Consider the following 16,592-nt stretch of genomic DNA (forward strand, 5'->3'; position numbering starts at 1 on the left):
AAACTGTAATGCTATGTTTAATTTAAAAATGTGGGGAGAAGTCCGTAGATAGGCTTTTCTCAGCATTTATGTGATAAAATTTAAAAATAGTACATAAAGGGAGAAAAGCCTTTGATTTTTTATTTGATAGATGTTAAAAATGCTGTTTATACCCTTGTTTTTATTATTCCTTTTTAATAGTTTTACTTGCAATATTTATAATTTGTAGATAATATTAGTACAGAAATTAATATGTAAAATATTAATATTAAATTAGATAAGTACCATTATTATCATTAGTTATATAACAGCGAGAGTGGACAGTGTAAGCACTTAACTAAAATTAATGGGAAGCTCCTAATTTTTCATATTTAATAAACAATTAAGAGCATTTATTATTAAGTTAATAAATGAATTAGGATGGTACCGCGTTCAAAATTAAACGTTCCTAAATAATAAGGAACGTTTTTTATTATTTTCAGGAGAAAATTATGAATACAAAATGAACAACAGATAAAGTAAGAACAACATGACTAAATTTTTTTAAAAAGTATGACCACCATGTTTTAGCAAGTGCTTCACTAGTTCCTAATGATGACCCATCATTATTATGAATTAACTCAGGAGTTGCTACTTTAAAACCATATTTTGATGGTCGTAGTACTCCAGTTGCAAATCGACTAGTTAACTCACAAAAAGCCATTAGAACTAATGATATTGAAAATATTGGAATTACAGCACGACATCAGACTTTTTTTGAAATGCTAGGTAATTTTTCAATCGGTGATTATTTTAAAGTGGAAGCTATTACTTGAGGATGAGAGTTCTTAACAAGTGAAAAATGATTAAACTTAGACCCTAATTTACTTTATGTAACAGTTTTTAGTGAAGACCATGAAACATATTATTTATGATTAAATATTATTAAATTACCACAAGACCATATTATTAAAGGAACAAGAGCTACTAATTTTTGAGATATGGGACAAGGTCCATGTGGCCCTAATACTGAAATTTATTATGATCGTGGTATTAAATATGATGAAAAAAATATCGGTATTAAACTATTACAAGACGATATGGAAAATGATCGTTATATTGAAATTTGAAATATTGTTTTTTCACAATTTAATAATGATGGTAAAAACAATTATTCTGACTTACCACGCAGAAATATTGATACCGGCGCTGGTTTAGAAAGACTAGTAGCTATTTTACAAGATGTTCCTACTAACTTTGATACTGACTTATTTCAAACTATTATTCATAGTTGTGAAAAACTAACAAATACTCGGTATGATATTAATAATTATTTTACTAATGAATCACAACAAAAAACCATTAATACTGCTTTTAAAATTATTGCTGACCATATTCGATGCTTAGTTTTTGCTATTAGTGATGGTGTCTTTCCAAGTAGTAAAGACCGTGGTTATGTATTAAGACGATTAATTAGACGAGCAGTTGTTTACGGTCAAAAGTTAGGTATTAATGAACCATTTTTATTCAAACTAGTACCAGTAATTGTTAAAGTAATGGGTTTTCACTACTATGAATTACATGATAAAGTTGATTTAGTAACTACTATTATTAAAAGTGAAGAACTTAAGTTTTGAACAACATTAAGTACAGGCAAACAGTTGTTGTTACAAGTTATTAAAACTCAGAAAAAAGTAGATGCAGTTAGTGCTTTTAAACTATTTGATACTTACGGTTACCCAATTGAATTAACTTTAGAAATGGCGCAAGAAATGCATGCTACTGTTGACTTACAAGGCTTTGAAAAACTGTTAGCAAATAGTAAAGATAATACTAGAAAAGCACGCTCTCACCATCAAGCATTGACATTTCAATCTCCATTATTAACTAATTTAAAAGTTGATTCTACTTTTATTGGTTATACTCAAGACCAGACTAAAACTAATATTAATTTTATGTTTAAAGATGAAAAAGAAGTAACAAAGTTAACAGATGAAACTGGATTTCTAATTTTACAAGAAACACCTTTTTATGCTGAAAAAGGTGGACAAGCAGCCGATGATGGAGTCATTAAAGGTGTTAATGGTAGTGCCTATGTTAGTGATGTCCAACAAGGACCACAAAAGCAACATATCCATCAAGTAACAGTAACAGGGACACTAACAACTACTGATTTAGTAGTAGCATCAATTGATAGTAATCATCGCTTGGATATTCGTAAAAATCATTCTGGAACACATTTACTACATGCTGCACTACGAAAAGTATTAGGACAACACGTTATGCAATCAGGAAGTTTTAATAACTACCAATATTTACGATTAGATTTTAGTCATTATGAAAACATTACTCCTGAACAACAAGAACAGATTGAAACACAAGTCGCAACTTGAATTAAAAGTAAAACCGAATGTGAAGTTATTCATTGTCCTTATGATGAAGCAATTAAACTAGGAGCATTAGCATTTTTTGGTGAAAAATATGATAAAACAGTGCGTGTGATTAAATTTGGTGATTTTTCAATTGAACTTTGTGGAGGAACACACTGTCATAATACGAAAGAAGTAGAACAGTTATTAATTACTAGTATTGAATCAAAGGGTTCTGGTTCATATCGTGTCCATGCTTTAACATCACATCAAACTATTAGTGAATATTTAAGTAAACAATTATTAACAATGCAAGCAGAAAGTGCTAATTGATTTAATCAATATCAAAATCTAAAAAATAATACTAATCAAGATTTAAAAATTGAAGGCATTGCTAAAACTATTAGTAAACTACAACCTTGCCTTAGTGATTGACGAAATGGTAAATTATTAATTAGTGAACTTCAAAGTTTATTTAAAAAGTGACAAATTAATAATCAAGAATTACAACGAACTATGGTTTTAAAACAACATTTAAATTTAGTACCAGTAATTAAAGAACAATATCAATTGTTAATTGCTAATTTTAATGGTTTAGATATTAAAACACTACGTGAATTAATGGAACATTATCGTAATCAGTACCAAAATATTATCATTATTTTTATTAATAAAAATAATGAGCAAGAAAGTTTAATCTTAGTGGCATCAAGTAAAGAATTACATAGTAATAAACAATATCATAGTAATGTAATTTTACAAAAAATTTTGCAAGCCTATGATGGTAAGGGTGGTGGTTCACCAATTTTAGGACAAGGTAAAATTAATAAAACTATTACTGATAATGAAATCATGTTACTATTTGTTTAATAAGGAAATTATCCTCTTGTGATTCTCACCCATTTATAAGACTAAATATTCTTAATTATTGACCATAAAAACATTATAATTTAATAGTATATAACTATAATAAACGCAAAGTATGTATCACATATTTTTGCGTTTTTTTGTTTTTATTAAGGAATTAACTGTTAAATTAAACTAATAAAAAAAGAGAACCTAACGGTTCTCGATAATATAAGTGAGATTTGGTTACCCACCGGTTAACTTTCATTAACCAATAACAGTAATATTATTACATATTTAATTTAGGAAATTTGATTATTTTTTAGGATTTTAATTTTGAAGATTCTAAAAAAAGATTATTGTTTACAAGGAGCAGACTTTCTAGCAAATGCAACATTAAGAGTATATAATAAAGCCTATATAATAATTGTCTATCTTGATTTTTACCTGTATTACCACCAATATTTTCATTTTTATCGTTAAATACACAACAAAATTGTAAGTAATCATCTACTGTAATTTGTTCTTCAAACATAACTAATGTATATTGTCTTGTAGCAGAAATTGTTTTAAATAAACTATTATTAGGTAAACCACCAAAATCTACACCACTTGTATCATCAATTAAATAAGCATTTCAATAATCACCAATTTTATATTGTTTAGTATAAAATTCATCTTGGCCTGTTGTTTTATGTGTTACTGGGTCTGTTATACCTTTATTTTTTTGATATATATATTAGTACTATTTTTTCAAATACATACAACTGGAGTATTACCAGAAAGTATTAATTCATATTGACCAAAATCACTAATTTTACTATTTATAGGTTTATAACCAGTTTCAGTTAAAGGTATTGCTCCATTATTAATTATAAATGGAAATATTTTTCAATGACTTAAACGTTTAATTATTGCTTGTTGTCTCTTTAGATGTAGATGTGCGTGTTTCATTAATTGAATTCGTTGATGATTGCTCATTTTCATTATCTCCTAATTCTTTATTTAATTTTTTATTTTCTATAATAATAGTTTCTAATTTATTTTCAGCCATAAGTTGGTCAATATTATCATATTCACCAATGGCTTCAGTTACTGTCATTGTGCCATTATTTAATCTTGAATTAATAATTCGGTCTTGTATAATTTGGTCAGTCATTGCTATAGGTATAAATTTAAATGAATAAGGTCTTTCACCAATACCATTTCATAAATTTTCACTAATAAGAAGTAAATCAAATATACGATAAAAATAAGCACTATAAAATGCTATTTTAATTTCTGTTGTTTCCATATCAAATTTATTATTAAACATACTTTGTGTTTTATTAGTATAAACATCATTACCATGTTCATCATAATCATAACCTGCACCATTAATATTACTTTAGCAGTACCATTATAATCTAATCAATATTCACTAAATTTAGGATTACCTTGTATAATTTGCATACCCCCATTACCATTTTTATCATATCCAGCACTACCAACATTAACTATCATATCTTTTTTAGGATTTTCAATAATATTACCATTTTCTTGCATTTCTTTTGCTGTTTCATTATCTAATGAAGCAAATAAAGTAGTAACATTTAATTCTCTTTCTAATCTTTTTTGTCTAATAACACGATTTAAATCATATATTAAATCTCATACTGCTGTACAATCTGGATAAGCATTTAAAGTAGTTGTATTACCATATAAATTAATAATTGGTAAATTAGTTATTTCAAAAATAGGAATATAATTAAATGGATTTTTAATTTCATAAGTTTTTAATGGTGTTATATTTGGTTTTAATTTTGTTCTTGTAGAACCTAAAATAATATCTTTATTATTATCTTTATATGTTTCATATTTAACTTTTCCATTTTGTATTGTTACTCATGTTAAAGTAGCACTATCTGCTTGTTCATTAATAAAATAAAATTCTGCTGCTTGTTCTTGTTCATTATATTTAGCAACTCTACCCCAAAAACTATTAGGTAATATTTTAAGGGATTTACTATTATCTTCATTAATTATAATCATAATAAATACTTTACCCATTAGTGAATTTTGTAAACCAAATTTATAAAATTTTTCTAATCATTTATCTTTTAAATTCATATCATTAAGATAATCTAATATTTCTTTTTTACTTGAATTAAATAAAAAACCTTTACCTAATCATAATTTAGTTGATTTTTGAGCAATAATCATTGGTATATCAATATATCATTTTGATTTATCACAACTTAAATATTCCATTGTATTTATCATATTAATCACCACCAAAATTATTTTTATTAATTAATAATTTATTATTAATACCATTAATTAATCATTTCATTTCATGCATTAAAGCATACATATCACTATCTCAAGTATCATCATGTAAATCTAACATTTGCGGAGTATTATTAGCATTATCTATTTTTACTTTAGATAATCATTGCATTAAATTATATTGTCTTTTAGTTTCTGGACATCTTTCTCAATTAAAACTAATAATATTTTAAGCATACAAATTGTTGTAAAATCAATTCTATCATTTAAATATAAAGTTGATTTATCTACTGCTATAAATTTTAATCATGTTATATTACGTTTTTTAACTCAACTTTTTAAAACATCAATAAATACTAATCCACCATTACCATAATCAACATAACAAGTAAAACCAAATAACATTGCTATATAACGTTTACTTTCATTTATATAATAATTAATAATATCATTTGCTAATGTATCAGTATCTTTATATTGCATTGTTACATTACTATGATAAAATTCACTTTCTTTATGTGCTCTTCTACCATTATCATTTTCACCAATAAATCATAATGAAGCAGATGTAGGATGACCACTTGGACTTGTTGCCATACCTATATCTAATCCACCTGATAATCTTTGTACTTGAAAATCTAATTTAGTACCAACTTTATCAAGATATCTTGCAAATATAGCACCAGTAAGAATACTTGGTACACCATAATATCAAGATTGTGCTTTAATTGGATCTAATACTTTTAATTCTTCTAAATCATTAATCATATCTAATGTAAGATTATGAGCATTTACTTTTCAATTACTATAATGAAATAATTTAAAAATATTATTATCAAATATTGATTTAATTTGTTCATTTTTTTTCTTTCATTATTTCTAAATTAAAAGGTATAATTTTATTCATATATTCAATATAATATTGATAAATATTATCTGGATTACAACTTTTTATTTTTATTCTTTTTTTAGCATTACCTAATGCAAATGTTATTGCTTGAAATTCTTGCTGAGTAAATTCATTTGCTTCTTCACATCATTCAATTGCTAAATCAAAACCTTTTATTTCACTACGAGAAAGTCCTTTTAAAGGTATTCTATCATTTGAATTACTATATACACCCATTACTCTTATAAATGATTTAGAGCCTTTAAAACGAAAGTCTGCTTTCTTATTAGGGTATTTTAAAGTAAAATCTTTATAATCATTTAAACCTATTGTTATTAAAGCATTATATATTTCTTTTACTAAATAATTAATATCTTTATTTAATTTTCTAAAACAATATATAGCAATTGATTTATTAACTTTAATTGAAATAGCTATTAATATTGCTAATTCTTCTGCTATAACTATATGTTTTACTACTATATCGTGAACCACTAAGATTATATTCACTATGAGTAAAATCACTTTTATTTAATAATCAATAACTAATTTCATTAAGATAAGTAAATTCTTTATTCATAATATTATTCCTGTAATTCTTCTAATTTTCATAAATTACACATCCGTGCTTCAGCATATAAACTAACTCCATTATTTTTAATATACATAGGCATTCCAGTTAACATCATATTAAAAATACCTAACATAAAAGCATTTTCATTATCTTGATAATAAAATTCTTTTATTTCATGTGTACCTTTCCCAATATTAGTAATTAAATCTCTAGTACGTCCATTATAGAATACTCGATAATAATTTTTATTTTTTAAATTATAATTAATTGTTACTAAATCAGTACTAACTGCTACTTCTTTTCATTCTGGAACACTTGGGTTAGGATTTGGTGTTGGATTATCTTTTAATTCAATATCTCAACAATTGTCTTCTATTTCATTAGTTTCTAAACTTTTTGAATTAATTTTAATTGGTTTATCTATATTAATTATACTTGGTGAAGTAATATCTAATGTATTACTAGTGATTTTATAAGTATTTTCTTTTATTTCTTCTTCTAATGAATATATTTTACCTTCATCATCATTAAATCTATCCATTGCAATAGCATTTTTTCTATCATCAAGGTCATCAAAATAAATTACTTTATCACTAACATCACTATTAACTATATGAGTTTCTTTATAATATTTAATATCAATAGTTTCTTTTGGACTTTTAAATTCAGGTACTGTAGTAGATGTATTAATACCTCTAGTATCAATATTAATAACCGGTCTTGATCTATTTTGTGGATGAGTAATAGTGATTTTAGTTCTAGTATCTGATGATTCTAAATTAGTATAAGGAATATATTCATTTAAAGGACTATCTTCACCACAATTTGAAATAAATTTATTAAAATAATTATTTTTCGGACTTCTCCCCACATGTACTTGTGGAGGAAACAATGAAATTGAATGAGTTCAATAATACTTTTCAAACTGAAAAACAATGTCTTGCATATATAGCAAGTTTGAAACAAAGCAAATGTATTAGGTGTTCTAGTTTTAATTTGAATACTTCTAATTTAAGAAAAATGAGATGTTTGAAATGTCATCAAACATTCAGTATTCTCACAGGCACTATATTTTCAAAGTCACAAACACCTTTAATATCTTGGTTTTATCTCATCTTTAGATGAATAAAAACCAAACATGGAATTCCATCAACTGATGTTGCAAAAGAATTGGGAGTGACCTTGAAAACAGCTTGAAGAATGGGTCATAAAATCCGAAGTGCCATTGCTAAACAAGAACCTCAATTCATTGTTGAGGGCATAGTGCAAATGGATGAAATGTATCTTTCACATATGGGTTTAAAAAACAAGGAAGATCCTTGTTGAACAAAACCTTGATTGTTGGTATTTATGAAAAAACAACCAACAATCTGATTGTGAAAGTATTGAAAAACACAAACAGTAAAAATCTTTTGCATTTTGCAATAAACCACATTTCTTCAAAGTGTGATGTACATACTGATTCTTGAAAAGGATATCGCGATTTGAAATCGGTTTTCACTAAGCATGAAACAGTTAACCATCAAGATGGCTATGTTTCAAAAACTGGTGTAAATACCAACCAAATTGAGTCAGTATGAAAACATATACGAAGAACATTTAAAACACATATCAAAGTTGCAAAACATCATATTCATTTATATGCCAAAGAAGCTGCATATAAATTCAATAACATACCTAGTTTTGAAACTGTAATGCTATGTTTAATTTAAAAATGTGGGGAGAAGTCCGTAGATAGGCTTTTCTCAGCATTTATGTGATAAAATTTAAAAATAGTACATAAAGGGAGAAAAGCCTTATTTTTTTGTGGTTCTATTCCTTTTAAATCAAAACCTTTAATATTTGGATATTCTTTAATTTTTCTTAAATAATTAAATACTTCTGGTGGGATAAAATAAGGGTCATCTGGATTAGTTTCACTATAAGTTAATCCACCTTGACTAATTGAAACTTGACCACGTAAATAATCTAACTTTATCAAATAATAATTCATTAAAATATTTAGAATTTTTAAATTCTTCAACTGTTATAAATAAAATTGGGTCTTTAATAGCCATAATTTACTCCTTAATGTAAAAATAAAGGGTATTTAAACCCTTTAAATTTTAATTTTAGTTACTTTTTTCTTATCTTTATTTGTTAATTCTTGACGTTTTACTTTTTGAGCAATAATAAAATCTTCAAAATCTTTTTCATCAACATCAAAAGCATCTAATTTTTGTGCAATAGGAGTTTCTGTTAATTGTAATTTATCATTTAATTGTTTAGTATTTAAAATAATATATTCAATTAATTTATTAATTTTAAGTTCTTTAGCAACTATATCTTGTTTATTTTTTTTAATTTTTTTTGAAATAATAGATAATACAAAAGCAATAATAATACCACTAGTAACTGCTCCTCCTATAATTCCACTTAATAAATATACTGTTAAATTCATGATTTATTCCACCTTTTCTATTTGAATTTTATTTGAATGTTGTTTACATAAATTACATTCTTTTTTATGTTTTTTAATTTGTTGATATTGATAAATTAATAAGGACTTGTAATAATAATTGGTATAGTAATTAATCCATATTTAATTAATTTTCCATAATTACCTAATTTAGTAATAAGATTTAATCCTATATGACTAAACATTGGAAATAAAGTTAATGCAAAATGGTCTGGTCAACTAAAATAAAAAGTATTATTAGAATATTATACAATACCCATTAATATATCTATTTTAGGTATTAATCATGGTGTACTAGTAAAGAAAACAGTGATTAATATACCAATAATATGACTAGTTATTTTTAAAATATTAGATATTAAAATTTTAATTTTATCAATATGAGTACTATTTTTATTAAATCAAATCTTATTTAATCTTTTATATTCTTTATTATCTTTACTTAATGGATTAATAGTATTTCATATACCAATTGGTTTAATTGGTTTATCTAATTCAATAATAATTACCACCTACTTTCATGTTTTATATTTACTTTTATTTTTATAAATAGAAATGCCAATATTTTTACGGACTTCTCCCCACATGTACTTGTGGAGGAAACAATGAAATTGAATGAGTTCAATAATACTTTTCAAACTGAAAAACAATGTCTTGCATATATAGCAAGTTTGAAACAAAGCAAATGTATTAGGTGTTCTAGTTTTAATTTGAATACTTCTAATTTAAGAAAAATGAGATGTTTGAAATGTCATCAAACATTCAGTATTCTCACGGGCACTATATTTTCAAAGTCACAAACACCTTTAATATCTTGGTTTTATCTCATCTTTAGATGAATAAACACCAAACATGGAATTCCATCAACTGATGTTGCAAAAGAATTGGGAGTGACCTTGAAAACAGCTTGAAGAATGGGTCATAAAATCCGAAGTGCCATTGCTAAACAAGAACCTCAATTCATTGTTGAGGGCATAGTGCAAATGGATGAAATGTATCTTTCACATATGGGTTTTAAAAAACAAGGAAGATCCTTGTTGAACAAAACCTTGATTGTTGGTATTTATGAAAAAACAACCAACAATCTGATTGTGAAAGTATTGAAAAACGCAAACAGTAAAAATCTTTTGCAGTTTGCAATAAACCACATTTCTTCAAAGTGTGATGTACATACTGATTCTTGAAAAGGATATCGCGATTTGAAATCGGTTTTCACTAAGCATGAAACAGTTAACCATCAAGATGGCTATGTTTCAAAAACTGGTGTAAATACCAACCAAATTGAGTCAGTATGAAAACATATACGAAGAACATTTAAAACACATATCAAAGTTGCAAAACATCATATTCATTTATATGCAAAAGAAGCTGCATATAAATTCAATAACATACCTAGTTTTGAAACTGTAATGCTATGTTTAATTTAAAAATGTGGGGAGAAGTCCGTAGATAGGCTTTTCTCAGCATTTATGTGATAAAATTTAAAAATAGTACATAAAGGGAGAAAAGCCTATTTTTATTTAAATTATTAGTTTTATGAAAAGTTAAATATTCTTTTCTTTCTACTCTTCATGCTCTACTACCTAATTCAGTTTTTGGTAAAGTTTTAAATTCTTTAAGTTTAAAAAATCCACGTTCTAATCTATTAATAAATGCAGTTGTTTTTAATACATTAATATTCGTTGATTTAAGCACATTATAACGTTGTTTACCTTTACTAATACCTTTCTGTTCTTTAAGTTGTTTCTTAACATATTTACGTATCTGTGATGGTAAAAAACTCCTTAAAAAATATCTTCAAAATATTGTTCCAGCACCACTACCATTTTTACCTTTTTGTACTTTCATTAAGTTTCAAGTTTCTTCACTTACATTAGGATAAGTATATGGTCCATATCAACGTTTATTTTTACTTGTATCACTTTGTATTAATACTTGTAATAAACCTAATTTAATGATTTATTAGATTTATAAAAATTACCTTTTTTTAATCATGAACTAGATAATACTACTCAACCTTTTTCATCTTTATTATTAGTTTCTTCTATATCTTTATCATTTAAATCTTTAGTATTATCTTTTAATAAATTATTAATTTTTTTAGCAGGATTAACAAATAATTTATTTAATTCATTTTTTAAAATAGTTAATTCATTAGATTTTAATATAGATAATAATTTTTTAGCAATATTTGGATTAAAAGTTGAATATGGTTGGTCAAGTTCTTCTTCACTAACATTTTCACTATCTAAAACTGCTTTTAATCCTGTATCTTTACTATAATTTTTTAATAAACTAACAATTAATACACGAATATCATCACTTGCTAATGCTGAGTATATAAGTCTAATAATTAAAGGTAACATTATAAACTCATATGGTTATAATCTCAATTTAATGAAGCATTATCATGATTTAATGGTACTTCACTCATATTATCACTACCATATTGACTAGATGTTTCACTATTAATAGTAAATCTATTATCATTAATTAATCTTGAAGTTTCATTATTAAATGGTGTTTCTTGCATTTCTTGGTTATGATGTGTAGTTTCAATAGGTAGTAAATTATGGATAATTTCAGAAGCACCAGCAACTATGGTAGGTACTGTATAAGCATTATTAAAATCATTATTAATACCCATGGCAACATCAGTTGATATTAAACATCCACCATTTGCCATATTTTCTATTCTACGAATATTTTCAAAACTATTAGGTATTAATTCAGTAATTCCTGCTATAAGATTTGAAATACCATAAGCATTTAATGAAATATAAGTATCTCAATCCATTAAATTATTATCAGTAGTATTATTACTAAAGAATAAATCATCTGGAAATGGGTCTACTGTTGTTGTAGTTATTGGATTTTCAGTTGGATTTTGATTGATATTTGTATTAGTAAATTTTGCATAATTTACTAAGCCAATTGTTCCTAAACCTAATAATATTTTTTTACTACTATTAATTAGTTTAGTTTTAGCAGAAGGTCTTTGATTTAAATTTCAAATATCTAAACCTAATTTTTTACCAAATAATAAACTATTAATTGAACCTAATATTGGATTACCTATTAATTGACCATAATAAGCACTAGTTCCAATCATTGCTGAAATTGGACTTATACCAGTTCTCATTAATTTAGTTAGTGTATAGTTATTTGATTGTGTATTCTCAACATGTGGCATTTTTAACATCCTTTAAATTAGTTTGTTTTTTAACTTGAATTCTAACTGTTCCTTGACAATTTATATTATCTCCAACACATATAGCAAAATTTTCTCTTAAATTTCTCATAAATGAACTTGTTCAATTTGAAACAATTTGAGTTGCTACATTTGCTGGTGAAGTCATAAATCTTTCAATATCAAATTCTGGAATATTAAAATCAATTGTTAATTCTTTATCAATAATTAATGTTGTTGTTTTAACTGTTCCTTTTTGTCTTTTAGTACCTGTAAATTCATCTCATGTTGAGCCTCATAATACCCGTACTGTTGCTCTATATATTGCCATTGCTACACCACTAATATTTGCTATTTGGTCAGCAGTAACAGTATTTCTCATAAATAAAGTACTTAATTCAGCAGTTAATTCACCACGAACTTGTGCTTCAAGTACACTTAAAACAGCATTTTCAGTAGGGGAATTACCACCAATAATAAATGCTTCTGGAATTTTTGGAATTGCCATTTTATCCTCTTTCTATTTAATAGATTTAAGTGCAGTTCCTCTTGCTAAATTTACAAGTTTTTCTAATTCGTTAGGGTCAGTAATACCTGTAGTTTTAGCTTTTTCATTTAATTTTCTTTCTAATTCTTCTGGATTAATACTATTTGTATGTAAATCTAAAAGAGTTTTAGGATTAAAATCATTTGAATTAGGTTTATTTTCTTGTTTAATAGATTCTGATGTTTTATCAATAAGAAATTCTTTATAATCTTCATTTATTTTATTAAATGCTTCTTGTTTAGATAAAGATTTATAATTATCAGTACTCATTAAATTTTTAATTAAATTTACTTTTTTAGTATCTTTAATATTAGAAAATAATTGTTGCTCTTCATAACTATTAACTTTATTTTCATATTCTTTTAATTTAGTTTCATATTCACTTAATTTAGGTTAAATATCTTTTTTACTTTCAGCATATACTACATTTCTGTGTTGTTTTAGTAAACCTTTAACATCATCTAAACTATAATTCTCTTTTTCATCAAAAGTAAAATTACTCATACCTTTAATCTCCCTTTATGAATTTTTATTATATTAATACATCACTTTAATATATGTTATTTAACATATTCACTTTAATATATTATATCATTTTTACCCTTTAAAATAAAGAAAAAAACCTATATTTATTATAGGTTTCTAGTCATTATTTTCTATTTTTCTAGGTTCAATAATATTAATAATTATATTACTTTGTGTGTTATTATCTTCTTCATTAATATCAAATTCATTTGGATGAGATTTTAATCAATGTTGATAAATTATTTCTGGTTTTACTAATGCTTTTTCTAACATATGAGTTGAAATAATACTACGTGCTTTATCATAACTTTTTAAAAAATTACGTTGTCATGGACTGCTTCTGCGTCGGCAATCAAATATATATTTTCTATCAATTCCAAGTGCATTATTTAATCATTGTGGTGTTAATATTTTATTTTTTGTGCGTAAATAATTACTAATTGTAACATCATAATTTCCTAAATATTTTCTTTGTGCGGGCATATTATTCACCTTATTTATTATTTCTTATATTAATTATACATTAGTGTCAAAAATATTATTACAACATTTTCTTTTTAATTACTATTATAATCAAATTCATAAATTAAGAAAGGAATTAAATATTATGAATTTTCTTACTGATGAACTTGATTATGAAGAATGTGATAAAGAAATTAATAAAAATGATATTAATTATTTCAGAAATATATGATTAGCATATGATGATTTTTGACATAAAAATAAATATGATAAAAGTAAATATAAATATGTTAAAACTGCTCCAAGAAGCCCAAATACTAAATATGGTAAAATAAATGATTTTTATCGTAGATGTTATTTAATATTAGAAACTAATGAATATTATTATCCTTTAGATAATTATATAAAAATTAAAAAAAGAAAAAGAACCTTAACTAATTTAGAACATATAATAATAAAAAATTCAGGTAATGGTAAAAGACAATCTGATGTACAAGATATAGTAAAAAATGCTAAATTTTCTAAAACATATATGACTAATGTAATGAAAAATGCAGTAATAGGTGTTGAAAAAATAAAAGATAAAAAGATAGTATTACCAAATGAAAAATTATTTGTAAATATGGATGATTGTTTTATTTCTTCATTATTTAATAATAAAAAACAAAAAAATCGTATTCGTACAATTAGTGCAAATAAAGGTACAGATTTAGAAAAATCTACTAAAAGTAGAAATGTTTTAAAAGATAAAAAAATAACTTATATGAAAACTAAAAATGGTGAAAGAATTAAAAGACAAGAATTAATTGATAAAATTTATGAATTTCTTGATTTACAATTTATTTAGGCTTTTCTCCCTTTATGTACTATTTTTAATTTTATAACATAAATGCTGAGAAAAGCCTTTTTGAATTAACATAGTATCTAATTAACTAGTATGTTTAAATATTAACATATTTAAAAAATGAATAATAGATAATAAAAAATATAATATAAAAAGTTACCAATAAGGTAACTTTTTAATTAGATTGTGGGGGAATAGTATTTTTCTTATTTTTTCTGATATTTTTTTTATCTTTTTTATTATGTTGAAAAGATATATTTTTATAGTCAACGCCTAATTCTTTTAATTTTTCAAAAACTTTTTTATTTTTATAGGATATTATTAATATGCCTACTATTAATCCAACAATATTGAATGTTATAAATAATAATAATATTCCCCAAACATTATGATTATAATCACATAATCTCAAACCAAAAACAAACAAAAAAAATAAACCAACTAATAATATTCAAGAACTAATAATAATTATTAATAAAAGTCAAGGTGATATTCCTCCATTTTCTAAATACATTCTTTAAATCTCCTTAATAGTTTACTTAATATATGTAAATATTATCATAAATTATCTTTGATTTAATATTATTAATATTTCTTTCAGCATATGCATTATAAATTTTACTTTCTATTTTACCAATTGTAACATCTAAGTAAAAAGTTCATTCTAAATTTTTATCTTTAATTAATAAACCAATAAAATTATTATCGGACTTCTCCCCACATGTACTTGTGGAGGAAACAATGAAATTGAATGAGTTCAATAATACTTTTCAAACTGAAAAACAATGTCTTGCATATATAGCAAGTTTGAAACAAAGCAAATGTATTAGGTGTTCTAGTTTTAATTTGAATACTTCTAATTTAAGAAAAATGAGATGTTTGAAATGTCATCAAACATTCAGTATTCTCACGGGCACTATATTTTCAAAGTCACAAACACCTTTAATATCTTGGTTTTATCTCATCTTTAGATGAATAAACACCAAACATGGAATTCCATCAACTGATGTTGCAAAAGAATTGGGAGTGACCTTGAAAACAGCTTGAAGAATGAGTCATAAAATCCGAAGTGCCATTGCTAAACAAGAACCTCAATTCATTGTTGAGGGCATAGTGCAAATGGATGAAATGTATCTTTCACATATGGGTTTTAAAAAACAAGGAAGATCCTTGTTGAACAAAACCTTGATTGTTGGTATTTATGAAAAAACAACCAACAATCTGATTGTGAAAGTATTGAAAAACGCAAACAGTAAAAATCTTTTGCAGTTTGCAATAAACCACATTTCTTCAAAGTGTGATGTACATACTGATTCTTGAAAAGGATATCGCGATTTGAAATCGGTTTTCACTAAGCATGAAACAGTTAACCATCAAGATGGCTATGTTTCAAAAACTGGTGTAAATACCAACCAAATTGAGTCAGTATGAAAACATATACGAAGAACATTTAAAACACATATCAAAGTTGCAAAACATCATATTCATTTATATGCAAAAGAAGCTGCATATAAATTCAATAACATACCTAGTTTTGAAACTGTAATGCTATGTTTAATTTAAAAATGTGGGGAGAAGTCCGATTTATTATTAGATTTTTTAAAAGTAAATAATATTGATGAAAAAATATATAAATATTTTAAAAATAATAAAGAAGGTATT

25 protein-coding genes are annotated in these 16,592 nt (G+C 24.9%); 6 read left to right on the forward strand and 19 right to left on the reverse strand.

Features of this window, described 5'->3' with window-relative positions:
- The first annotated feature begins 470 nt into the window (after positions 1-470).
- Positions 471-3,197, forward strand: a complete 2,727-nt coding sequence (gene alaS / locus ACFEL4_RS06890) for an alanine--tRNA ligase (RefSeq protein WP_375317150.1) — start codon at positions 471-473, stop codon at positions 3,195-3,197.
- A gap of 298 nt (positions 3,198-3,495) precedes the next feature.
- On the opposite strand, the gene ACFEL4_RS06895 is transcribed toward alaS, so the two are convergent.
- The 8 genes from ACFEL4_RS06895 to ACFEL4_RS06930 form a co-directional block, all read right to left on the reverse strand.
- A complete protein-coding gene (locus ACFEL4_RS06895; RefSeq protein ID WP_375317151.1) occupies positions 3,496-3,708 on the reverse strand; it encodes a hypothetical protein in 213 nt (70 codons plus the stop codon).
- 176 nt (positions 3,709-3,884) lie between these two features.
- A complete protein-coding gene (locus ACFEL4_RS06900; protein WP_375317152.1) occupies positions 3,885-4,127 on the reverse strand; it encodes a hypothetical protein in 243 nt (80 codons plus the stop codon).
- Positions 4,081-4,488: a hypothetical protein gene (locus tag ACFEL4_RS06905; RefSeq protein ID WP_375317153.1), complete on the reverse strand. Its 408-nt coding sequence runs from the start codon at positions 4,486-4,488 to the stop codon at positions 4,081-4,083. Before ACFEL4_RS06905 ends, ACFEL4_RS06900 begins: the two co-directional genes overlap by 47 nt.
- Positions 4,443-5,435 carry a hypothetical protein gene (locus ACFEL4_RS06910; protein WP_375317154.1) on the reverse strand — a complete coding sequence of 331 codons (993 nt, stop codon included), beginning with the start codon at positions 5,433-5,435 and terminating at the stop codon, positions 4,443-4,445. The genes ACFEL4_RS06905 and ACFEL4_RS06910 overlap by 46 nt, the downstream gene beginning before the upstream one ends.
- A 1-nt stretch (position 5,436) precedes the next feature.
- Complete coding sequence (locus ACFEL4_RS06915) at positions 5,437-5,613, reverse strand: hypothetical protein (RefSeq protein ID WP_375317155.1); 177 nt, start codon at positions 5,611-5,613, stop codon at positions 5,437-5,439.
- Positions 5,613-6,209, reverse strand: coding sequence for a hypothetical protein (locus ACFEL4_RS06920; RefSeq protein ID WP_375317156.1), 597 nt, complete (start codon positions 6,207-6,209; stop codon positions 5,613-5,615). Before ACFEL4_RS06920 ends, ACFEL4_RS06915 begins: the two co-directional genes overlap by 1 nt.
- Before the next feature lie 79 nt (positions 6,210-6,288).
- Positions 6,289-6,825 carry a hypothetical protein gene (locus ACFEL4_RS06925; protein WP_375317157.1) on the reverse strand — a complete coding sequence of 179 codons (537 nt, stop codon included), beginning with the start codon at positions 6,823-6,825 and terminating at the stop codon, positions 6,289-6,291.
- An 89-nt stretch (positions 6,826-6,914) separates the two neighbouring features.
- Positions 6,915-7,796, reverse strand: coding sequence for a hypothetical protein (locus ACFEL4_RS06930; RefSeq protein ID WP_375317158.1), 882 nt, complete (start codon positions 7,794-7,796; stop codon positions 6,915-6,917).
- On the opposite strand from ACFEL4_RS06930, the gene ACFEL4_RS06935 reads away from it, so the two are divergent.
- Both ACFEL4_RS06935 and ACFEL4_RS06940 read left to right on the forward strand, forming a co-directional pair.
- The gene (locus tag ACFEL4_RS06935; protein ID WP_375317159.1) at positions 7,796-8,332 is read left to right on the forward strand and encodes a hypothetical protein; all 537 of its coding nucleotides are present in this window, start codon (positions 7,796-7,798) and stop codon (positions 8,330-8,332) included. The two genes, ACFEL4_RS06930 and ACFEL4_RS06935, sit on opposite strands and share 1 nt — an antisense overlap.
- Positions 8,227-8,616 carry an IS1595 family transposase gene (locus ACFEL4_RS06940; RefSeq protein WP_375317160.1) on the forward strand — a complete coding sequence of 130 codons (390 nt, stop codon included), beginning with the start codon at positions 8,227-8,229 and terminating at the stop codon, positions 8,614-8,616. Before ACFEL4_RS06935 ends, ACFEL4_RS06940 begins: the two co-directional genes overlap by 106 nt.
- On the opposite strand, the gene ACFEL4_RS06945 is transcribed toward ACFEL4_RS06940, so the two are convergent.
- The 3 genes from ACFEL4_RS06945 to ACFEL4_RS06955 form a co-directional block, all read right to left on the reverse strand.
- A complete protein-coding gene (locus tag ACFEL4_RS06945; protein WP_375317161.1) occupies positions 8,613-8,897 on the reverse strand; it encodes a hypothetical protein in 285 nt (94 codons plus the stop codon). The genes ACFEL4_RS06940 and ACFEL4_RS06945 overlap by 4 nt on opposite strands.
- Before the next feature lie 105 nt (positions 8,898-9,002).
- Positions 9,003-9,344, reverse strand: coding sequence for a hypothetical protein (locus ACFEL4_RS06950; RefSeq protein WP_375317162.1), 342 nt, complete (start codon positions 9,342-9,344; stop codon positions 9,003-9,005).
- A 263-nt stretch (positions 9,345-9,607) separates the two neighbouring features.
- A complete protein-coding gene (locus tag ACFEL4_RS06955) occupies positions 9,608-9,874 on the reverse strand; it encodes a hypothetical protein (protein ID WP_375317163.1) in 267 nt (88 codons plus the stop codon).
- Between the two features lie 93 nt (positions 9,875-9,967).
- Here ACFEL4_RS06955 and ACFEL4_RS06960 point away from each other — a divergent pair, with 93 nt between their 5' ends.
- Positions 9,968-10,789 (forward strand): IS1595 family transposase, encoded by an 822-nt coding sequence (locus ACFEL4_RS06960; protein ID WP_375316797.1) that lies wholly within the window; start codon positions 9,968-9,970, stop codon positions 10,787-10,789.
- Positions 10,790-10,829: 40 nt separating this feature from the next.
- Here ACFEL4_RS06960 and ACFEL4_RS06965 read toward each other — a convergent pair whose 3' ends face one another.
- The 6 genes from ACFEL4_RS06965 to ACFEL4_RS06990 all read right to left on the reverse strand — a co-directional run bounded on the left by ACFEL4_RS06965 (position 10,830) and on the right by ACFEL4_RS06990 (position 14,107).
- Positions 10,830-11,210 (reverse strand): hypothetical protein, encoded by a 381-nt coding sequence (locus ACFEL4_RS06965; RefSeq protein ID WP_375317164.1) that lies wholly within the window; start codon positions 11,208-11,210, stop codon positions 10,830-10,832.
- A 98-nt stretch (positions 11,211-11,308) separates the two neighbouring features.
- Entirely contained in the window at positions 11,309-11,728 is a 420-nt protein-coding gene (locus tag ACFEL4_RS06970; RefSeq protein ID WP_375317165.1) for a hypothetical protein, read from the reverse strand.
- Positions 11,728-12,555: a hypothetical protein gene (locus ACFEL4_RS06975; protein WP_375317166.1), complete on the reverse strand. Its 828-nt coding sequence runs from the start codon at positions 12,553-12,555 to the stop codon at positions 11,728-11,730. Before ACFEL4_RS06975 ends, ACFEL4_RS06970 begins: the two co-directional genes overlap by 1 nt.
- Positions 12,524-13,060, reverse strand: coding sequence for a hypothetical protein (locus ACFEL4_RS06980; protein WP_375317167.1), 537 nt, complete (start codon positions 13,058-13,060; stop codon positions 12,524-12,526). The genes ACFEL4_RS06975 and ACFEL4_RS06980 overlap by 32 nt, the downstream gene beginning before the upstream one ends.
- A gap of 12 nt (positions 13,061-13,072) precedes the next feature.
- Entirely contained in the window at positions 13,073-13,369 is a 297-nt protein-coding gene (locus ACFEL4_RS06985; RefSeq protein WP_375317168.1) for a hypothetical protein, read from the reverse strand.
- 372 nt (positions 13,370-13,741) lie between these two features.
- The gene (locus ACFEL4_RS06990) at positions 13,742-14,107 is read right to left on the reverse strand and encodes a hypothetical protein (RefSeq protein ID WP_375317169.1); all 366 of its coding nucleotides are present in this window, start codon (positions 14,105-14,107) and stop codon (positions 13,742-13,744) included.
- 124 nt (positions 14,108-14,231) lie between these two features.
- Between ACFEL4_RS06990 and ACFEL4_RS06995 the strand changes: the two genes are divergently transcribed.
- Positions 14,232-14,933 carry a UPF0236 family transposase-like protein gene (locus ACFEL4_RS06995; protein ID WP_375317170.1) on the forward strand — a complete coding sequence of 234 codons (702 nt, stop codon included), beginning with the start codon at positions 14,232-14,234 and terminating at the stop codon, positions 14,931-14,933.
- A gap of 172 nt (positions 14,934-15,105) precedes the next feature.
- On the opposite strand, the gene ACFEL4_RS07000 is transcribed toward ACFEL4_RS06995, so the two are convergent.
- Together ACFEL4_RS07000 and ACFEL4_RS07005 are read right to left on the reverse strand one after the other, a co-directional pair.
- Positions 15,106-15,444, reverse strand: a complete 339-nt coding sequence (locus ACFEL4_RS07000; RefSeq protein ID WP_375317171.1) for a hypothetical protein — start codon at positions 15,442-15,444, stop codon at positions 15,106-15,108.
- A 25-nt stretch (positions 15,445-15,469) separates the two neighbouring features.
- On the reverse strand, positions 15,470-15,691 hold the full coding sequence (locus ACFEL4_RS07005; protein WP_375317172.1) for a hypothetical protein: 222 nt from the start codon (positions 15,689-15,691) through the stop codon (positions 15,470-15,472).
- On the opposite strand from ACFEL4_RS07005, the gene ACFEL4_RS07010 reads away from it, so the two are divergent.
- Positions 15,672-16,493, forward strand: a complete 822-nt coding sequence (locus ACFEL4_RS07010) for an IS1595 family transposase (protein WP_375317173.1) — start codon at positions 15,672-15,674, stop codon at positions 16,491-16,493. The genes ACFEL4_RS07005 and ACFEL4_RS07010 overlap by 20 nt on opposite strands.
- Positions 16,494-16,592: the final 99 nt, after the last annotated feature.

The organism is Spiroplasma endosymbiont of Virgichneumon dumeticola (genome assembly GCF_964264745.1).
Lineage (GTDB): Bacteria > Bacillota_I > Bacilli_A > Mycoplasmatales > VBWQ01 > Spiroplasma_E.